This is a genomic window from Streptomyces sp. DSM 120436 (assembly GCF_055778765.1).
The window spans coordinates 446,771-464,831 of sequence record NZ_JBSKBS010000001.1 but is presented as its reverse complement, the minus strand read 5'-3'; the positions used below and the strand labels follow the sequence as shown (position 1 = coordinate 464,831).

Annotated in this window: 12 protein-coding genes; 4 read left to right on the top strand and 8 right to left on the bottom strand. The window is 69.0% G+C overall.

Annotated elements, in window-relative coordinates:
- Positions 1-305 precede the first annotated feature (305 nt).
- Positions 306-1,808, bottom strand: coding sequence for a carboxylesterase/lipase family protein (locus ACWH4W_RS02065; RefSeq protein ID WP_473074145.1), 1,503 nt, complete (start codon positions 1,806-1,808; stop codon positions 306-308).
- A 295-nt stretch (positions 1,809-2,103) separates the two neighbouring features.
- Between ACWH4W_RS02065 and ACWH4W_RS02060 the strand changes: the two genes are divergently transcribed.
- Both ACWH4W_RS02060 and ACWH4W_RS02055 read left to right on the top strand, forming a co-directional pair.
- On the top strand, positions 2,104-2,532 hold the full coding sequence (locus ACWH4W_RS02060) for a recombinase family protein (RefSeq protein WP_473074144.1): 429 nt from the start codon (positions 2,104-2,106) through the stop codon (positions 2,530-2,532).
- Positions 2,533-2,919: 387 nt separating this feature from the next.
- Positions 2,920-3,456 (top strand): GNAT family N-acetyltransferase, encoded by a 537-nt coding sequence (locus tag ACWH4W_RS02055; protein WP_473074143.1) that lies wholly within the window; start codon positions 2,920-2,922, stop codon positions 3,454-3,456.
- Between the two features lie 48 nt (positions 3,457-3,504).
- Here the strand turns inward: ACWH4W_RS02055 and ACWH4W_RS02050 are convergent, their stop codons facing one another.
- A complete protein-coding gene (locus ACWH4W_RS02050; protein WP_473077390.1) occupies positions 3,505-3,663 on the bottom strand; it encodes a DUF397 domain-containing protein in 159 nt (52 codons plus the stop codon).
- Positions 3,664-3,827: 164 nt separating this feature from the next.
- On the opposite strand from ACWH4W_RS02050, the gene ACWH4W_RS02045 reads away from it, so the two are divergent.
- On the top strand, positions 3,828-4,217 hold the full coding sequence (locus tag ACWH4W_RS02045) for a hypothetical protein (RefSeq protein ID WP_473074142.1): 390 nt from the start codon (positions 3,828-3,830) through the stop codon (positions 4,215-4,217).
- 101 nt (positions 4,218-4,318) lie between these two features.
- On the opposite strand, the gene ACWH4W_RS02040 is transcribed toward ACWH4W_RS02045, so the two are convergent.
- Entirely contained in the window at positions 4,319-4,519 is a 201-nt protein-coding gene (locus tag ACWH4W_RS02040) for a DUF397 domain-containing protein (protein ID WP_366253115.1), read from the bottom strand.
- The gene (locus tag ACWH4W_RS02035; protein ID WP_366253114.1) at positions 4,516-5,364 is read right to left on the bottom strand and encodes a helix-turn-helix domain-containing protein; all 849 of its coding nucleotides are present in this window, start codon (positions 5,362-5,364) and stop codon (positions 4,516-4,518) included. Before ACWH4W_RS02035 ends, ACWH4W_RS02040 begins: the two co-directional genes overlap by 4 nt.
- A 247-nt stretch (positions 5,365-5,611) precedes the next feature.
- On the opposite strand from ACWH4W_RS02035, the gene ACWH4W_RS02030 reads away from it, so the two are divergent.
- Entirely contained in the window at positions 5,612-6,238 is a 627-nt protein-coding gene (locus ACWH4W_RS02030) for an ATP-binding protein (protein WP_473074141.1), read from the top strand.
- An 8-nt stretch (positions 6,239-6,246) separates the two neighbouring features.
- Here the strand turns inward: ACWH4W_RS02030 and drmB are convergent, their stop codons facing one another.
- The 4 genes from drmB to ACWH4W_RS02010 are packed head-to-tail and all read right to left on the bottom strand — an operon-like array spanning position 6,247 to position 18,015.
- On the bottom strand, positions 6,247-8,115 hold the full coding sequence (gene drmB / locus ACWH4W_RS02025; protein ID WP_473074140.1) for a DrmB family protein: 1,869 nt from the start codon (positions 8,113-8,115) through the stop codon (positions 6,247-6,249).
- On the bottom strand, positions 8,112-11,351 hold the full coding sequence (locus ACWH4W_RS02020; RefSeq protein ID WP_473074139.1) for a helicase-related protein: 3,240 nt from the start codon (positions 11,349-11,351) through the stop codon (positions 8,112-8,114). Before ACWH4W_RS02020 ends, drmB begins: the two co-directional genes overlap by 4 nt.
- Positions 11,348-13,252, bottom strand: coding sequence for a UvrD-helicase domain-containing protein (locus ACWH4W_RS02015; protein ID WP_473074138.1), 1,905 nt, complete (start codon positions 13,250-13,252; stop codon positions 11,348-11,350). The genes ACWH4W_RS02020 and ACWH4W_RS02015 overlap by 4 nt, the downstream gene beginning before the upstream one ends.
- The gene (locus tag ACWH4W_RS02010; RefSeq protein ID WP_473074137.1) at positions 13,249-18,015 is read right to left on the bottom strand and encodes a DEAD/DEAH box helicase; all 4,767 of its coding nucleotides are present in this window, start codon (positions 18,013-18,015) and stop codon (positions 13,249-13,251) included. The genes ACWH4W_RS02015 and ACWH4W_RS02010 overlap by 4 nt, the downstream gene beginning before the upstream one ends.
- Positions 18,016-18,061 lie beyond the last annotated feature (46 nt).

The window sequence follows — 18,061 nt, the reverse complement described above, 5'->3', positions numbered from 1 at the left end:
GCGAGCGAGGCCCTCAGTGACGCGTACGCCAGGCGGCGAGGCACTCCATGGATCCAGCGTAACCCCGGGCGGTGCTCGCCCGGACCGGCGCGCGCTGTCCCCGCTGTTGTGGACGCACGTGAATCCCCACGGCCGGTTTGAGCTGGACATGAACCGGCGTCTCGACCTCGATCTGCCCACCCCGACCGTGCCGGGCCGGCGTACCCCCGACGGCGAATCGGCTCTGGTCTCGGGGCGACGGCCCGGTCAGGCCCCCGAGGCACGCCGTGACGAGAACGGGTGACTACCGGCCGCCGGGTGCCGGCTCACGGACACAGGATGGGGAAGTCGGCCCTGGTCCACAGAGCACGGAGAGGGTCGGCCCCGTCGTGGACGGGGTTGTCATCGGTGCTCCATATCTTGGCCTGGGCGGTGCCGTTGCTGACTGATGGCCAGCCCGGGTTTCCAGTGGTAGCGAAATCGGCCCACGCGCGCACCATGCGGCGTGCCAAGGCGTGGTCCGCGGGTGTGGGTGCGCCGCCGATGAGGAAAGCCAGGCAACCGGTGTCGAGGTTGCCGAAGGCGAAGGGGATGTCTGCGCAGTGCCATGCCCGGACGGCCCCGTGCGGGCCGGTGCGCCGACGATCGAACCGTGACAGGAACGCCTGGCCGCCGGCTTGGGCGTGGAGCTCGGCAAGCCGGTTGCTGTATTCGCCGAACAGCAGATCCCCGAAGACGGCGAGGTAGATGTCGAGCACCGGGGCGTGGGGCATCGCAGCGCGGTAGCCGGCCACCAGGCCGTCAGGGAGGCCGAAGTCTTCGGCGAAGAGGGCCAGCTGTTCGTCGGTGGTGACCTTCGTGCTGCTGCCGACGGCGTCGAGCAGCCAGTACTCCTCCGTGGTGTGGCAGACCAGCAGGTCCACTCCCCGGGTCGCACCGGCGGCCATCCCCGTGAGGGGGTCGGTGGGCAGGACGTCGCCGTCGAGGACGGGGGCGTAGAGCGAGGGGTCGTAGTGGCGGGACCCGGAGGCGGGGTTCCGCCGGTAGTCGTCGACCACCTGGTCGGAGGCGGTGACCAGGGACTGCGGAGTCGCAGATCTCAGGCCCTCGGGTGTGGCGGGGCAGCCCGCTGCGGCAGCGATCTCGCGGGTGGTTGCCGCAGCGATTTCGCGCGTGTAGCAGGGACTGGCGGCGCTGTGGGCAATGGCGCGGTGGAACAGGCCGCGGGCGCGGTCCATCACCATCAGGCAGGCGACCGAAGCGGCCCCGGAGGACTGGCCGGCGACCGTGACGTTGCCAGGATCGCCACCGAAGGCGGCGATGTTCTCACGGACCCAGCGCAGAGCTGCGACTTGGTCGAGCAGGCCCCGGTTGTCCGGGTAGGCGGTTGCCCCGTCGGCGGGGATGTGGCCGAAGCCTTCGAAACCGAGCCGGTAGTTGAGGGTGACCACGACCAGATGGGCGCGGGCCAGCGCGGTGCCGTCGAAGTCGGGCTGAGCTGAGGAACCGAAGGTGTAAGCACCGCCATGGATCCAGACCAGGACGGGCAGACTGCCGCCCTCGGGGGCCGGAGTCCACACGTTGAGGGTGAGGATTTCCTCGTCGTCGGGCGACCACATCGGCGAGCCAGGCAGTTGCGCCGACTGGGGGGCGATCGGGCCGAAGGCCGTGCAGTCCCGTACTCCGGTCCATGGCGGTGCCGGGAACGGTTCCCGGAACCGGTTGGCGCCGAACGGCGGGGCGGCATAGGGGATGCCAAGGACGCCGACGATGTCGGCGGAGACCCGAAAACCTTGGACCGGACCGTTCGTCGTCTTGAAGAGGTCCACGGAGAAGACTGCCTCTCATCACACGTCAGATCGCCGGAGGAACGAGACCTCAGCTTTGCACCGCGCAGCACGCCAGGACCAACACCAAGACCATGGTGATTGACGCACCAGCGATGTCAGTCGCCCGCTGCTACCGGTCCGCGGTGTCGTCGGACACGAATGACGACAGGCGCGGCACGCCTCCCATGAACGGACTCTTCGGAGTCCGGCAAAGGCCTAGATCCCATCAGGTCCGGTGACGGCTGACGACAAGGCCTGATGGCACCTCGGGTCCGATGCGCCGACAGGAACGAGGATGAGCGTGGCCGACCTGGTCCACCAGCGGGTGCCGACCGGCCAGCAGTCGACCGGCCGTCAGAACCTCGCTCCGAACGAAGCCGACGTCAACGAGCCGGTCGTCTTCGAGGAAGAGGCCGGCACCTCCAGCCGCCTCCATCCGCTGGAGCGCCCGAAGTCCGGCGAGCTGCTGACGCACGCGCGGCCGGGCGACATCGTGCACGTCTCCGAGATGTTCCGCCTCGTACGCGGCACCCAGCACATTCTCGACGTGCTCGACGTGCTGCACCACAACCGCCTCGCCCTGCACATCCACGACGGCGCGTTCTCCGCCATGGACCTCACCGCCCGCCCCCCGCGCACCGGAGAACTCCTGTGCACCGTGAAGTTCACGGTGCGACCCTCGCCGCCGCCGGCCAACTCCAACGCGGCCTCCAGCGCGAGCTGACGTACGACGGACCGCGCGCCGCAGAGGCGAGGGGCAACAAAGGCGGACGCCGCCCGGCCGTCCCGGCCCGGAAGACCGACGCCGTGCGCACCGCGTACCCGGAAGGCCGCCCCATCGCCGCCGCGCCCGCGGTCCACCGCCGACTCCTCGACCTCTGCCAGACCCTCGACGGCGCCGCGGCTGTCCCGGCTCAGCGTGAGGCCCACCGGGAGTACGAGAACCGGGTCAGCCTGCGTGCCCCCACCACAGATCCCGGAAGTCGGTCACACTCCGCTGCATGACGGGTGACGGCAGCTTCACAAGAACAGGGCCGACCACGCCACCCGGTCCCCGCGCACCGCGTAAATCGATTGTCGCCCGTCCACCCGGCCCTATAGGAAGGGCCGCATGCTGAAGGGAACCAGGGTCGGCCTCCGGGACCGGCACGAGGACGACCTACCGGTCCTGCGGGCCGAGCTCTACAACGACGTGGTCAACGCCGCGCGCGCCGAGGGCGGCCCGTGGCGGCCGGTCACGGCCAAGGACCCCCGGCTCACCGTCGACGACCCTCCGGAGGACCGCGCCCCCTTCTCCGTGGTGGAGCTCGAGGGCGGCACCCTGATCGGCACCGCGAACCTGTGGGGCATCGACACCCACCACCGCAACGCCCACCTCGGCATCGGCCTGCTCCCCGCCGCCCGCGGCAAGGGCTACGGCACGGACGTGGTCGCGGCCCTCTGCTATTACGCCTTCGCCGTGCGAGGCCTGCAACGCCTCCAGATCGAGACCCTCGAGGACAACGAGGCCATGATCCGCGCCGCCGAACGCAACGGCTTCGTCCGCGAGGGGGTGCTCCGCTCCTCGGCGTGGGTGCTGGGGGAGTTCATGGACGAGGTGGTGTTGGGGCTGCTGGCGGGGGAGTGGGAGGGGGGTAGGGAGGCGTAGTCCGTCGCCTGCCTCCGAGCGCCGGCGCCTCCGGGAGAGGCGGCGCGGTCATCCTTTCCTGAGCGCCTGGAGGAAGGCGCCCCAGGCGGATTGCGTCACGGTGACCACCGGCCCGTCGACCGTTTTGCTGTCCCGTCCATGGGCGCACGTCGGGGTGATCGCGCACTCCACGCACTCACCACCCGCTCCCCGGACTGCGGCCGGAATCCTGTTGGCAGTCAGTTTCCTTCAGGTACATTCCACGGGCCCTGGAGCGCGCCCTGCAACCGACCCTGACGGACAGATCGCCCGTGGTCTCGTCCGCACACCGTCCGTGGGCCCCGGCACACCGTGCCGGGGCCCACGGCCTGCGAGGAACGAGGATCGCCGCCATGCCGTACACACGCATCGCCAAGGGCGCCGTCACCGTCATCGTCGCCACCGTGGTCTGCCACTCCCTGATGTCCGCCGGTTACGCCTGGGTGAGCGACAGTACGGCGACGGACGAGGCCACGATATTCTCCGGATTCTTCGAGTTCCTGCTCACCACAGTCGCTTCCTGGACTCTCATGCCCCTCCTTCTGTGGGCCGGCATGCGACTGATGGGTGAGACCGGCAACGTCGTGCTCGTACTCGTCGGCGGGCTGGTCTGGGCGGGGCTCTCCGGGTACTCCATCGATGACATCGACCGCGCGGGCGGGCACATGCCGGTCATGGCCCTCGCCGCCTACGTCCTTCTCGGGACGGCGCTGGCCGGGATCGGTTCGGGCCGCCGCGACTGAGCCCGCCGTTCACGGTACGTGCCGTCCGGACCGGCCATCGCCCCGTTTCCCCTCTCGTCGCCTACCTCTGAGCGCCGGTGCCTCCGAGAGAGGCTTCGCGATCACCCCCTCCCGAGCATCTGAAGGAAGACGCTCCAGACGGACCCCGTCACGGTGATCACCGGCCCGCCGACCTTCTTGGTGTCCCGTACATGGGCGCGCGTCGGGGTGATCGCGCACTCCACGCACTCACCGCCCGCCCCGTTGCTGTACGAGGACGTGTGCCAGACGAGGGAGCGGTCGGTCGGCGCTGCGGTCGTCACTTCGAGTACTCCTTCACGACGGACTGGATGAGCCGGGCGGACCGCTGCGGACTGAGGGCCGCCGCACGCAGGCCGTCGAACGCCCGGGTGTACTCCCGGACATGATGCTCGCCCTCCAGGTAGACCGCGTCCGTGATGCCGTCCCGGTACACCAGGTCCGGGTCCTCCGGGGCAGGGAAGCCGAGCATGGTGAAGGAGCCCGTCGCGGGATACGTGCCCGAGTCGAAGGGGAGCACCTGCAGGGTCACGCTCGACAACCCGGTCGTCTCCAGGACCTTCTCGAGCTGCTCCCGCATGATCTCCCGGTCCCCGATGACGTTGCGCACGGCCCCCTCGTTCACGACGAACCAGGCCTCGGGCGCGTCGGGACGCGTCAACATCTCCTGTCGTTCCAGTCGTACGCGTACGGCCCGGTCGATGTCCTCGGCGGACATGTGGGCGCCGGTCGTGTGCAGTTCGCGGGCGTACGCCTCGGTCTGCATCAGTCCCGGCAGCAGCTCGCACTGGTACTGGCGGAGCGTGGAGGCGTCCTGCTCCAGACCGATGTAGATGTTGAACCACTCGGGCACACCCGCTCCGTGCACCTGCCACCACCCGCGCGTCTTCGCCTCCCGGGCCAGGGACTTGAGGAATTCGCGCAGTTCGTCGCTCGTGCCGTAGAAGCGGCACAGCGCGTCGACGTCCGAGGGCTGGACCCGCCCGCTGCCCGTCTCCATGCGGTTGACCTTGGAACCGCTCCAGTCCAGCGCCTGGCCGACCTGAGCGCAGGTCAGCGCGCTCTTCTCCCGGAGCTTCTTCAGCTCGATCGACAGACGCCGACGGCGCGCCGTCGGTGAACCGGCCATGTCGTTCCCCTCGACCCTGCGGTACGTAGCGAGAGTTCAGTCTCGTGCCAAGAGGGCCGCATGCCAATCACACGGAAGTGGGAATCCCGCCGTGCACATTGCACGGCGGGATGAGATCGGATCATTCTGGAGTCACGGAGCGACGGAGAGTGATCAACGGTCACGCTCCGGGAACGCGCCACGAACGCACGTGATGGGAGAGGTCGCCGTGATCCAGGGACATCGAGGCACGCGAAGGTCATGGGACGTGAGCTTCACCGCGCACCCCGAGGAAGTCGCCCGCCTGCGCCGTGCCGTACGGCTCCACCTGGGGGCGTGGGGACTCGACGATCTGGTCGACACGGCGCAGCTCTGCGTCAGCGAGCTCGTGTCCAACATCGTCACGCACGTCGGCGTCGGCACTCCCGGCTCGCTCGTACTGTCCGCGGAAGGCGCGCGACTGCGTGTCGAGGTGCACGACCCGGACACGCGGGCCCTGCCCACCCTCGTGGACGCGGAGGTCGACGAGGAGGGCGGACGGGGGATGGCACTCGTCGACGCGTTGACCGACCGCTGGGGTGTGCAGCTGTACGACGACCACAAAGTGACGTGGTGCGAACTGGCTACCGGTCTCACGTCACCGGCCGGCGGCACGGTGGACCCTTCGGTGACGCGAGCCGAGGCGCTGTTGAACATGTATGCCACGTTGAGGCCACCGACCTGGAGCCATGAACCCGGTTTCGGCAGGGTGGGCCGGGCGGTGGCGGAGGAGTCCGTGATCGACGTCATCACGGACTTCCTCCGCTGGCTCCGGACCCACGGATGCGACGCGGACGAGGTGCTCGACCGTGCTCAGAGCCGCTACGAGGCGACCCTGTCGGTCGGGCGACGATGACGAACGATTCAGCCTGCCGTCACCTGCTGGAAGAACCCCGGGGAGGGCTCATCCGGTGCGCCGACCAACAATGCGCGGTCCAGCAGGATGTTGTTGTGCTCGCAGCTGGTCTCCGGGAGCATCACGCACGCGTGACAGGCAGCGAGATTCGTACCGATCGAGCCGGCCGCCTCGGCCTCCATGCAGAGCGGGTCGGAGGAGCACCACTCGGCCCGTCGGATCGCCGAACGCACCGTCATGGCCAGATGCTCCGGTTCGCCCTGGGCGACGAGGCCGCCGAGACTCCCTGCGGAGTCGCTCGTCGCCGTGTAGATCAGTATCCCGGCCATGTCGTCCGCGGCGTACAGGCGTTCGCGCAACGAGGCGGACGGGTAACCGGCTTCCAGACTCCACTCGTTGATGAGGACATGGGCCAGGGTGTGCAGCAGCACCATGCGGGGCGTCGCAGGGGAGGACACCGCCCGACTCGGGTCGTCGGCCCGCTGTTCGAGCATCCGTTGGTGAGCGGTCCGCATGCGTTCGACCCGGGCGGCCACGGCCGGCGCTTTCTCCCACGTGTCCAGGCGACTCTCGTCCAGGCGCAGGAACACGCCTTCGCCCCGAACCTCCATGGCCGGCAGCCAGCGCAGTGGCTTTTCGGAGAGTGGCATCTCCTTCGGATCGGTCGTCGACTCCGCGTCGACGAGACGGGTGAACGCCTTCAGGGCTCGGACCTCACGAAGCTTCTTCACCAGCATCGGGCCGGCGATCCCGAGCGGTTGGAGCACACTCGGATCGCCGAGCGGGGTCTCGCAGACGAACTGCTCGTCACGGGACTGTTCGCTCTCGTCGTTGCCCGAACGCAGACGCTCGTACTCCTTGTTGCGGAGGGCGCGATAGCGGTGGTCGAAGCTGGGTGTCTTGTCGGCCTCGGGATCCTCCTCGCGCTCCGCATCGAGCAGGGCCATGACCTCGTCCAGCGAGAGCGGACAGTTGCCCTGGAACGCTCCCTGGAGGTAGATCCGGATGTGCTCGGGGTCTGTGAACTGGCGTAGAGCCGGCCAGTGTTCCGCGAGCGGATCGGCCCGGCCACTGCTCCACGGGGGGATGGAGAGCGCCGACTTCAGCACCGGCTGCCACACCGAGGAGGAACCACGTTGCAGGGTGCGCAACGGGAGTCCGCACCCCGCCGGGTCCGTCGCGGAGGAACCGAGCCACGGACGGGCACCGCGGCAGGTGAGACGCAGGTCCTTCAGCGCGTTCCTGCGGAAGGAGCCCTCCATCGAGACGTCAGGCACCTGACCGCAGGTGCAGGAGATGACGATCGATCGCAACGACGAGGTACGTCCGGTCGTGCGCATCCTGAGTTTGCCGCCACACCGGCCGATCCTCGCGGAATCGCGGTCGGTCGAGCGGTGCACCCACTGCCAGTAAGGGAACTCGTCGAGGTGCCCGGCCTCGCAGGCGACGACGAAGCGGGAGGGGACGAGATCCACCTCGCACGTGCCGCAGACGCTTCTGCCGGCCGGTGGGGCGAAGTCCCGATGGGGTTGCAGATCGTTGCACTCGGGGCAGGAGTGCATCAGAGGGAAGCGGCGGACCCGAAGGCCGTCCTTGCTGTCGCCGTCGGACGCCGGCGGAAGTCGGAAGAAGTCGACGTCGAGCAGCCGGGCCAGTCGTCGTTCATGGATGACGGGCGACTCGTTCCTGCGCCAGCTGCGGTCGGCCTCGTCCAGGCCCGAGACGACGAAGGACTCGTGGTCGACGGCGATGAGCGACCCGACTCCGTACGTGTTGATCACCTGAGCCCGGCGGACCGTGCCACGGCGGGGGAGGGTGCGGGCCGGAGCGGTGCCGTCCGCCGCACTCCGGCGGCGACGGCTCGGGGGCGGGGTCATCGGGTTCCCTCCATGAACAGGGCGGACTCGGCGTCGACGTCGCGCAGGCTCCACAGGGTGGGCCACGCCTGACGGTCCTCGGAGTCGTCGTACGACTTCAGGAGCGAAGGGGCACGGTTGCCCGGCTTCGGTTCGAACAGCAGCACGTTGTGGATGTCGGCCTCCTGGCACCACCGGTCGACGAACTCGTCGAAGCCCTGTTCCACGGCCGCGACCTCCGAGGGAGTGACCGCTTGGACGCGCTCCAGGAGCAGGGACCTGATACGCCCGCGAAGGATGTGCTCGTAGGAATCGACCCGTCCGGCGCCCTCGTTCGGACGGGCCTCCGGGATCAGGATGCGAGCCAGAGCGACGATCACCGCGTGCAGTCCGCGCTCGCGCGCTCGGGCGGAGAACGGCGTGACGGAGGTGGACTCGACCTCGCGATAGAGGGCCGAGTGGTAGTGCTGGAAGTTCTCGTAGTGCGAACGGTCGCGCGCACGAGCCGAGTTGAGCATGACCGCGACCAGTCCGGGGTGGGCACGGCCCACACGGCTCGTGGCCTGGATGTATTCGGCGGTCGTCTGGGGTTGACCCATCACGGCCATCAGCCCGAGTCGGTCGACGTCCACACCGACCGCGATCATGTTGGTGGCCAGCAGGACGTCCACTGTGTCCTCGTCCGGGAGCCTCTTCTCGATGCCCTTCAGACGCGTGGGGATCTCGCTGGCGTCGATCCGGCTGGTCAGCTCCGAGTAGTTGGCCACTGAGCGCACGGCCACGCCCTCGCGGTCGCCGAGCAACTCCAGGTAGGCCACTACGTCGTCATGGACCTGGAGCTCGGCCGCGGAGAGCAGCCGCAGGCTGTTGAAGTACCCGATCAGGCTCCAGTAGGCGTCGCGCACCTTGTCGTCGGTGTCCGCGTGCATGGCTCGGTGCAGCAACGTGGCGTAGGTACGGATCAAAAGCGTGGACTGACTGGTGCCGGGGGCCAGGAGACCGACGTAGCGACGACTCGCCTTCTCCTCGCGAGGAGTCTCCACCGCGAACCACGAGTCGCGGGAGTCCAGTCCGGCCGGCGGGAACTGCCGCACCGCGCGAGCGAAGAGGTGGAGGCCTTGAGCGGCGGCGCGGCGGATGGTCGCCGTGGAGGCGATCACCTTCGGCCGGTCGGCCAGCGCGTCGACAGCGGTCTCGTAGAGACCGGTGAGGGTGCCCAGAGGACCCGAGATCAGGTGCAGCTCGTCCTGGACGATGAGCTCCGGAGGGGGGGTGTCGTCATCCGGGTTGTCGCGGTTGAAGAGCGCGGAGGTCGCAGGACGCCACGGCATCGAGGCGAACTTGTCGACGGTGGCGATCACCAACGTCGGGCGCGCGTCGTACACCGCCTCGTCGATCAGGTGTACGGGCAGGCCGTCGGCGAAGTCACAATCCGCGCCGGGGCATCGAACGAACATCCGTTTGACATCCTCATCGACCTCGTAGTCCCGGGCGTCGAGCCTGGTCCCGCACCAGGGACAGGCGTGCAACTGGACGGGATTCTCGGTGGCGAGACGCTTGTCGAGGTCGGCGCGCAGTTCGTCCAGCCTGGCAGCGGCCTCGGCCAGAGTGTTGGGGGTGGCCGAGCGTCCCACCCACATGCCGACGGAGAACGGCTCGTCGCCCAGCTCGGGCGTATGTCTCCTCATGTGCTCCATGGCGCAGAGCAGGATGGCCGCACGTTCGAACTGCTGCAGAGTGAGCAGCCGCAACGTGTAGCGCATGAGGACCGTGACGCCGCCGCCGCTCACGCCCTTGCGGATGCGGCGCAGGAAGGACGTCAGGGCGATCAGACCGAGATAGGCCTCGGTCTTGCCACCACCGGTCGGGAACCAGAGAAGATCGGAGATCTTCCGGTCGTCGTGCTCGGGGTCGTCGATGCCGGCCAAACAGAGCAGCAGGAAGGCGATCTGGAAGGGGCGCCAACGGCCTGCGGACGGGTCGGGGTTGCCGATGCGTCCGCCCTTCACCCAGGCGCTGCGCGCACGCTGGTCGGCCATGGCACGGTTGGCGAGCCGGAACGCTCGCATCAGGTCGGGCTTGGTCCGCAACAGCTCGATGCCCTCGCGGATCCGGCCGAGGGCCTCGCGACAGGCCTCCACCTGGTCCAGGGCGGGCCGCTCGTAAGAGCCACCCGCCAGGGAACGAGCCTCGGCCGACTTACGGGAGATCCAGTCCTCATAACCCGTCGCCAGGCCTTCGAGGGCAGCCAGGATCTCGGTGTCCTGCTTCTCGGCCAACCCCAGCATCGACAACGAGGAGCTGTCGATCTCCGGATTGGAGTCGGTCAGCAGCACCTCGACGCTGGGTACGAACTCGCTGCGTACCTCCGGGACAGCGGCCGGGATGTTGTCGGTCACTCCGATCGGTGCCGGAACCCAGTCCCAGGCGGCGGCGCAGCCGTGGCCGACGGCGAAGGTCGGGGCATGGCGGTGCAGCAACCGACTGGTGGCGATCTCGGGATCGTGCGAGGTCGCTCCGGAGCGGTCGACGAAGGCGCTGGAGCCGTCACCGGCCCACACCACCAGGCCGCACTGGAACAGGGCGAAGGCGTCCTGAAGGTCCCGCTCACCGACCTTCTGCCTGTTGATCAGAGTGACCGTGACGGTCACCGTGCCGGTGTCCGGATCGGGCCGTCTGACGATGACATGCAGGGCGACCTTGTCCGGAACGAGGTCGATCACCTCGCCCGGCGTGGGGGCGGTCACGTCGACGGTCTGCTCGGGCAACTGCAGTTCCTTGCGTCGCCACCGTTCCCGCTGTTCCGCGACGGTCCGCGCCTCGGCGCGGCGGGCCGGGACCGGGTTGCCGTCCGCGTCGGTGGGTTCATAGACGGCCGCGCGCGCCGAGACCACGATCGTGTCGCTTATGGCCGGGTCGACCGCGAAGGTCAGTCCCATGGAGGACGGCCGCTTGTCGCCCGAGACAGCCGTCTCCTGTGCGGCACCGGACTCCTCGGCATCCTCCCGGGCGAGAACGGGTGCGGCGTCCAACCCGTCCTGCTCGGCTGCGTTCTCGGCCCTTCGCTCCCTCGAGGCCCGCGGGTACAGTACCCCGGTCAGATAACGGTCGATCGGCGCGTCCTGGGTGAGAACCTCGGCCCGGTCCTCCGGAGCCGCGTCCTCGGTGGGGCCGAACAGTTCCCTGCGCAGTCCCGCGAGAAGTTCTTCGTCCCGCACCCGATAGTGCTCGGAGTGCCGACCTGTCCCGTGCGTCATGCGCCCTGCTCCTTACTGCCGTCAGTCCGTCGGAACATGCCGATGCCGGTGATCCGCGGCGCGATCCAGACGCCTCGGTCGCCGAGGCCCGCGTTGACACCGGCCGCGACGCTGCCCGTCACCGTCTCCAAGGTGTCGATCCGCAGGCCGTGGATCTCGTCGGGCCACCATGGGTCCCACGTCCGGTTCACCTTCTGCACGCGGAACAGGTCCTCCCGGAACCGCTCCGACGCCTCGCCGATCTCACGTCCTTGGTGGAGCAACGCGTACGGAGGGCTCTGCGAATCGCCCGCCGGCAGATCGTGGCGCTTGCACAGCAGGACCTCGTCCCCGGGGCGGGCCTCCCGCAGAAGATGGGCCTGGGTCTCCACAGCGTCGGTCGCACGGCCGGGAGGGGTGTCCCGGCAGACGTCACCGGCCTCCGCCACGACGCCGTACCTTTCGTACGACTTCCATCCACCGACGAACCGACGACCGTTCTTGTGGTTGCCTGCCCTCCTGATGATCGGCAACTCGGGCGAGTCGACGTGGTACAGGTCCTGCCGGGCACGGGTCATCGCCACGTACAGGGCGCGGGCCTCCGCGGGGAGATCGGCCTCGTCGCCGTACTGCTTGTGAAGCTCGGCGACGGTCGGCGGAGTCAGGAGGACCACTCGGTCGAACTCCAACCCTTTCGCCCGATGCACGGTGGAGACGACGATCCGCGCGGTCTCCGGATCGGCCGCTTCGTCGGGGAACCGGCCGTCGGAAAGCAGGCGGCGGAGCCGATCGAGGTCCAGGGCGGTGCGCCCGGGCGAGCGGGTCACGCGCCGCAGTACCGTCCACAGCGCGTTCGCGTTCGGTGTGTACGGAAGCGGGATCTGCTCGAGCAGGGAGCGGAACCGGTCCTCGGTCAGACCGGTCGCCTCGGTGCCGCGCAGCAGCTCGGCCACCCAGTAGGGCACCGGTCGCTCCTCCAGGGGGCGCCGCAACCGATGGTCGATGCCCTTCTCGTGGAGCAGCCGGGAGACCACGAGTGCCTGCCGGTTGTCACGGGTGAGGACGGCGCAGGTGTCGTCGAGGTCCCGCAGGCCCTGCAGGGTGTACTCGTCGGTGAGGTCGCCCAGCCCGTTCGCCGGGTCCAGGAGCAGGTCACGCAGCTCCTCGTACATCGCGGCGGCCGCGTCCGTGTCACGGACGCGCTGGAGGCGTGGCCCGTACGACAGGGCGACCCGGGCCTCCGGAGTGACGGCCCGGAAGTTCCCGGTGAGATGCAGTTCCACCAGGTCGTCGGGGTACGAACGGCGCAACCACTCGAAGAAGCGGCCGGTCTCGGCGGTGCGTTCGTCAGGGTCCTCGATCTGGAAGCCGTACACGGACTGGGCCGCGTCACCGACCACCGTGAAACCGCAACTGTCCTGGTAACGATCGAGCAGGGACTCCACCAGTTCTCGGCGATCGCCCAGCAGATCCTGCACCTCGTCGATCACGACGTGCGAGGGAGGCACCGAGTCACCGCGTTCCAGCGCACCCTCCTCGACGGCCTCTGTCGCCGCTCTGATCCGCTCGTCGAAGGAGAACGTCGCCCAGTCCCGATCCGGGTGTGCCTGGACGAGCACCCCGTACGCCCAGGCGTCGAAGGTCTGGGCGCGCACCCGGCGGGCTCGGTCCCCATGACGGCTGATGCGCTCGCGCAGCTCACGCGCCGCCGCCCGGGAGAAGGTGAGCACCAGGATGTCGGTGGCGTCCAGCGCCTCCTCCGGGTCCTCGTGCCCGCACAGGACGTCGAGCCGCCGTACCAGCGTGTGGGTCTTCCCCGCGCCGGCCCCGGCGGTGACCAGGACCCGGGCGTCCCAGGGCTGCTCGACGACGGCCCGTTGCTCGGCGGTGAGCGGAGGGCTGTCGAGGTAGACGTCCGTCACGTACGGCTCCAGAGGTGCTCGAACTGGGTGAAGGCCAGCTTGGTGTCGAAGTTCGCGATGTTGTCGTCGACGTTGAGGATCAGGCAGGTGTCCTTGCCACCGTTCTTCGGGCCACGCAGCCCTCGGCCGATCATCTGCTGGTACACGTTGGTGCTGTAGACCGGTCGTGCCACGACGACGACGCGGGTGGCGGGGGCGTCGAAGCCCTGGGTGAGCACACCGTAGTTGGTGAGCACGCGGATGCGGCCGTTCCTGAAGTTCTCGATCCGCGCACGACGGTCCTGGGTACTGGTCGTGGAGTCCACGGCCGCGGACGGGACACCCTGGTCGTTGAGCATGGCGGCCAGGTACTTCGCGTGGTCGACCGACGTGGCGAAGAGCAACGTCGGCCAGTCCGACGGCAGCGCGGCGACGGACTCCACGATGCGCTGACTGCGCGCGTGGTCGTCGGCGAGCCGCTGCTCGGCCGCACGAGAGAGCATCGCCATCCGCTCGGCGTGGGTCTTCTCGTCCTGGTCGAGGGTGATCCGCCCTCCCTCGAGGGTGCGGTGTTCGACCTGGGCGAGCATGCCCCACTCCTGCAGGTCGCGGTACGGATCGCCGGACGGGAACACGCCCTCGTCGAGACGTCGGTTGCCGAAGCGGGTGATCAGTCGGCGGGTCTCGTCCTCGTTGGTGTTGCGGAACGGCGTGGCGGTCAGACCGAGCAGGTGACGACGCGTCTCGTACTGGGTCAGGCCCAACAGGCCGAGGATCTCCGTGTAGCGCTTGGAGATGGCGGTGTGTGCCTCGTCCACGATCACGAGCGCGGGTTCACGCAGCCACGCGTACTGGTCGGTGTCCAGGCAGCGCTCCAGTTTCGCGTCCGTCGCGACCACCAGATGTGGATGGTCGACGACGTTGCCGACCTCGTTGCTGCTCCACAACCGGCTGATCGTCAGCGGTCGCTCGGCGCCGACCTTGCTCCAGACGAACTTCCAGCTCTGCACGGCCTGCTCACACAGTTCCTCGGTCTGCGCGATCCAGAGCAAGGGGCCCTTGAGGTCACCGACCCGCTTCACCCAGCGGATCACGGCCTCGGCGGTGACCCGCGTCTTGCCGGCACCCGTGGGCAGGGACAGCATGCCGCGCTGCGGGGCGAGCCGGTCGAGCAGGGTGGAGATGTTCCGGACCAGGTCCTCCTGGTAGGTGTGGAGCCTGGGGAAGTCCCGGGGGCCCTCGACCGTCTCGGAGGAGGGCGGTGAGGGAGTTCTGGAACCGGCGAACGTCACTGGCAGGCGCAGGTCGGAGACGAACGCGATGGCGGACGACGAGCCCCCGTACCCCACCGGTGCGTTGGGGAAGCGCGCCTGGATGTCCCGGGCGTGCTGTTGGAGCACCCCGTCGCCGTGCGCGTTGAAAGCCATCTGGGCGATGCGGCGCCCGGACGGCTCCGCGCCGCCGGTCGCCTGCAGCTCGGCGTCCATCAGTCCTTCGGGCAGGCCGGCCCTGAGTGCGTCCGCACCGATCAGCAGCTCGAGTTTGGTCACGACGTCCTCGGCGTCGCGCACGGCCTTCTGTGCCGCCTTCAGGGCGCTGTCCTTGGCCATGCGGTCCTGATGTTCCAGCACCGCGCGACAGCCGGTCGCGCCCAGGCCGAGGCCGAGCTCGCGGTCGATCAGCCGCAGCATGGACTCGGGCTCACGCGGTACGCGGATCTTGACCGTGCTGTTCTGGCGTACGGCGTCCAGGGGGGAGGCGTGCGTGCCGTTGGGGGTACGGGTGACCTCCTCCAGCTCGGTGCACCGCTGCACCATGCTGTTCCGGTTGCCGCTGCTCAGTCGCTGCCGCAACGCGGGGAACAGCTCGACGAGGGGAACCGGGTCGCCCTCGGGCACCTCGCGGGTCTCCCGACTGATCACGTCGGCGTAGCGGAGCATGCCCCACTTCTCGACCATCAGCTCGGCGTCCTCGGTGGTCGGCACGAGCAGGGCGGGGAGCTGCTCGGCCCGCAGGGCCCGGTACTCGGCGGCACCGACGGCGAGGGTGATCTCGTCGTCCGGGCGGGTGTCCCAGGTGTCACCGATCCGGCAGCGGGTGAGGGAGTCCTCGGGGAAAGCCGCCCCGAACCGGGTCAGCATCACATAGGTGGTGCCGACGAATGCGTCGTCCTCGCTGCGGGACACCTCGGCGAGGAGCGCGTCCCAGCGGTCGGCGGGGACCTCGTCGACGGTGATCGGCAGTCGCAGCTTGCGGGCCTTCTCAGGGGAGATGTCGGCGACCGGCAGCACATCGCGGTAGGCGGCGAGCTGGGGGCCGACGGCCTCCGTCAGCGGCTTGATCCCCTGAGAGGTGGTGACCCTGCCGTGCTTGCGCAGCATCCATCGGATCGGGGACATCACCGCCTGCCGGGTACTGGTCTGGGCGCCGAACTGACGCGTCCAGTTGTCCACCACGGCGTCATCGGGCAGCGCCTTCAGGAAGGCGGCGCGGGACTCCTCGGACAGGTCGCGGAAGAGATGGAGGGGGCCACCGATCGCGGCACCCTCGACCTTCATCCTGTTCAGCGCGGGGCGCGGGGCACGGCTGTCCAGGGAACGAAGGTAGGAAGCGTGGACGGCTGCCCGGTACTCCTCGAACCAGGCCTCGTCGGCCTGCGGCTGCACACCGCCGGCCGGCCGCTCCCGCAGGCCGATCGAGGAGAAGAAGGACACGTCGTCGGAGTGGAACGTCATGTCGACGGCGACGCTCGGATCACGCTCGGCGTCGACGACGACACCGGGCAGCATGCAGTCCGCGACCGGCCGGAAGCGCTTGTCGACCGTCCGTACCCGAAGGGTCGTGCGCGGATCGGGCACGCGCTCCAGGACCTTGTGGGCCAGCCGACGGATGCCGGCCTGACGGAACAGCTCCCAAAAACGCTCCCAGTCGGACTCCCCGTAGTGGTCGAAGCCCTGGTCGAGGACACTGGCGAACCGGCCCTCCACGTCGGCCTCGCGGATGCCGAGGACGTTGAGCGCGTGCGCCAGTGACGGGTCCTGGGCGAGCTCGTCGACGACGTACACCGTGGACTCGCGCAGTCCGTCCTGGTGCTCGGCCCGGCGGAACACCTTGCCGTGGACCGGCGGGACCAGCCCGTGCTCCTCGGTCAGCACGATGTGGGCCTTGCGGGCCTCGTCGGCGAAGGGGGAGCGCTTCTCGATCATGTCGGCCAGGATGCGGACGGCCACCGCCGACGCCTCGGCGGTGCCGTTCGCGACGAGGGCCTCCAGCCAGTCACGGACCCCGGCCCGCTCGTGTCCGGCGGCACCGAGGATGTGCTCGACCTTGCCGGAGCGCAGAGCGTCGGCCTCCACGCTCGGGTGCAGCCAGTCCGAAGGACGCCCGGGGCACTCGTGCCACATCCGCAGCCATCGCGTGAGCTGCCTCAGGTCCTTGTCCAGCCGCGGGTGGACACGCAGGTGCTTGGGGGCGCGCAGGACACCGTCCTGGTCGGGCAGAGAGGGACTGGTTGCGGTCCGGGCCCAGATCTCCCGGGTCAGGAACTCGTCCGCCCAGCTGATCGACTCCTTCACGCGACCGGGGAGCAGCGGGAGGTAGGCGGCCGGGTCCTCGGCCGGGGCGAGCGCGGGGAGGGAGTCGACGACCAGTTTCGCCGACACCTTGATCATTTCCTGATTGAACGGGGAGGAGTCGAGCAGGTTCTGCCGGTCCTCGTTGGTCTTCCACGCCCCGTTGAGGATGCCACTGAGCGACATCTCGTACTTGGTGGGGAAGAAGGACCAGAACTTGCCGCGGCCACGGGAGCGGGGGCTGACGTACAGGCCGCTCTCGGCGTCCCGTTCCAGCGCGGGGACGGCCCAGGACAGGTCGAGCGCGACCCGGTCGTGCAGCTCTCCGGCGTCCGCGCGGGCCGCGGGTCCCGGCTCGTGCGTGGTGGTGAACACGCGCCACCGCTCCGTGGAGAGAGCCTTCCCCGTCCGCTCCTCGGTCACGGTGTGCAGGTCACCGGTCTGCTGGGAGGTGAGGGTCCGGCGCGCCATGGGCCTGGGACGGTGATCCTCCAGCACGACCTTGGCGACGTGCGGCGAGAAGAGTTGGAAGCCGACCGGGAACTCCTCACGCGGCTCGCCGTGGTCCTTGCCACGGTTGCCGTGCATGTCCTTGCCCAGTCGGTCGTCGGCCTTCGGGAGCAGCGGGAGCCGGACGACTGTGGTCGCCCAGGTCAACAGCTTGTCCAGCACGGCATCGGAGGCGCGCTCGGCCCGCATGTCGAGCGGACGGGCCATCCGCAGGACGGGGGCGTCGAACTCCGGGCCGTAGCGCTCCGTCACACCGGGCACGGCCTTGATCTGCTCGTAGGACCAGGCGCGGTCGAATCCGAAACTTCCGGTGCGGCTGAAGAATTCCGGCGCGTCGGTCACCACGAGGACCGACTTCACACCGACTCCGAAGCGCCCGATCTGCCCGCCACGCTTTTTCGACATGCTCATCCGGAGGATGGTCTCCGCCCCTTCTGGGGTGACCGGGTTTCCCTCGTTGGCGCAGTACAGGTGGGTCTCTGTGAGGACCACGTGGACGCGCCCGCCCGGTTCGTCAGCGATTTCGTCGGCCGCGTTCTGGACGAGCTCGAAAAGCTGACGGTCGCCGTACCCGCCCTGAGTGATACGGCGCTCACCATTGGCGTGTTCGGCCACGAGGCCGGGGTCCACCGCATACGTCTGCAAGACTCGGGAGGATTGTTCGAGAACGGTTTCGATCACCGCTGAGGACGAGGACGGCACAATTGCTGCGCTCCTGGTGTCAAAGGTGGATGGAAGTCTGATGGCG